General features: G+C 47.0%; 4 tRNA genes and 2 rRNA genes. All 6 read right to left on the minus strand.

Annotated features, from left to right (window positions below):
• A 23S ribosomal RNA gene (locus AACQ75_RS09865) occupies nt 1–462 on the minus strand; the annotation flags it as partial.
• Between the two features lie 358 nt (nt 463–820).
• Nucleotides 821–896, minus strand: a tRNA-Val gene (locus tag AACQ75_RS09870).
• A 31-nt stretch (nt 897–927) separates the two neighbouring features.
• Nucleotides 928–1,003 (minus strand) — tRNA-Ala (locus AACQ75_RS09875).
• Between the two features lie 31 nt (nt 1,004–1,034).
• Nucleotides 1,035–1,110: transfer RNA gene (locus AACQ75_RS09880), tRNA-Lys, on the minus strand.
• A 19-nt stretch (nt 1,111–1,129) separates the two neighbouring features.
• Nucleotides 1,130–1,205: transfer RNA gene (locus AACQ75_RS09885), tRNA-Glu, on the minus strand.
• 88 nt (nt 1,206–1,293) lie between these two features.
• Nucleotides 1,294–1,510 (minus strand): 16S ribosomal RNA (locus AACQ75_RS09890); the annotation flags it as partial.

The following is a 1,510-nucleotide window of genomic DNA, read 5'->3' on the forward strand; positions in this document are numbered from 1 at the left end:
CTTTCCCTCACGGTACTGGTTCACTATCGGTCAGTCAGTAGTATTTAGCCTTGGAGGATGGTCCCCCCATGTTCAGACAGGATAACACGTGTCCCGCCTTACTCGATTTCACTTATAATGATGGAACGGTTACGGGGCTATCACCCTTTATTGCGCCACTTTCCAGAGGCTTCACCTGCATCATTAAAAGCTTAAGGGCTAGTCCAATTTCGCTCGCCGCTACTTTCGGAATCTCTGTTGATTTCTTCTCCTCGGGGTACTTAGATGTTTCAGTTCCCCCGGTTTGCCTCCTTACCCTATGTATTCAGGTAAGGATACGTGCTTATGCACGTGGGTTTCCCCATTCGGAAATCGTAGACTCAAGTGGCTGTTACTGCCTAATCTACGCTTATCGCAAGTTACTACGTCCTTCATCGCCTCTGACTGCCAAGGCATCCACCGTGTACGCTTAGTCACTTAACCATACAACCCGAAGAAGTTTCGTGTTGCAGACAAGTCACCAAGGTTGTCTCTCATTATTTGAATGAGCGAGAGACGTTTGATTTTGCCGGACTCAATTTTGAAAACTTACCGAAGTAAGCTTTCCCAAGAACACTTGAATGTGTTTGGTATCAATACGTTAAACGTATTGATGTTGAGAACTTTTATTTGATAACAACAAACACGTTCGTTGTTATCAGTCAGCTTTCCAAATTGTTAAAGAGCGAGTGGTATTCCTAACGGAATGAATCACTTTCTAATGACTTTCAGCGTCAATAAATCAAACCAGTTCAATTACTTAATCTGGCTTGGAATACATTATCCAAAAATCCTTAGAGAGTGGTGGGCGATACCGGGTTCGAACCAGTGACCCCCTGCTTGTAAGGCAGGTGCTCTCCCAACTGAGCTAATCGCCCACATGTTTTTTCACATTTCTTGTGGAAGAAATGGTGGAGCTAAGCAGGATCGAACTGCTGACCTCCTGCGTGCAAGGCAGGCGCTCTCCCAGCTGAGCTATAGCCCCACATGTTTTTTCACATTTCTTGTGGAAGAAATGGTGGGTCGTGCAGGATTCGAACCTGCGACCAATTGATTAAAAGTCAACTGCTCTACCAACTGAGCTAACGACCCCTTTACTTCACAACGGAAGTGGTATCCCGTAGGGGAGTCGAACCCCTGTTACCGCCGTGAAAGGGCGGTGTCCTAGGCCTCTAGACGAACGGGACACTAAGTAAGAATGTTTGGGAACATCCTCGTCTCTTAAACTGTATAAACCATCAATCTGTGTGGACACTCATCGGTGTAATCATCGTATAAGGAGGTGATCCAGCGCCAGGTTCCCCTAGCGCTACCTTGTTACGACTTCACCCCAGTCATGAACCACAAAGTGGTGAGCGTCCTCCCCGAAAGGTTAAACTACCCACTTCTTTTGCAGCCCACTCCCATGGTGTGACGGGCGGTGTGTACAAGGCCCGGGAACGTATTCACCGTAGCATTCTGATCTACGATTACTAGCGATTCCGACTTCATG

This window comes from Vibrio sp. B1-2 (assembly GCF_963888445.1).
Taxonomy (GTDB): domain Bacteria; phylum Pseudomonadota; class Gammaproteobacteria; order Enterobacterales; family Vibrionaceae; genus Vibrio; species Vibrio anguillarum.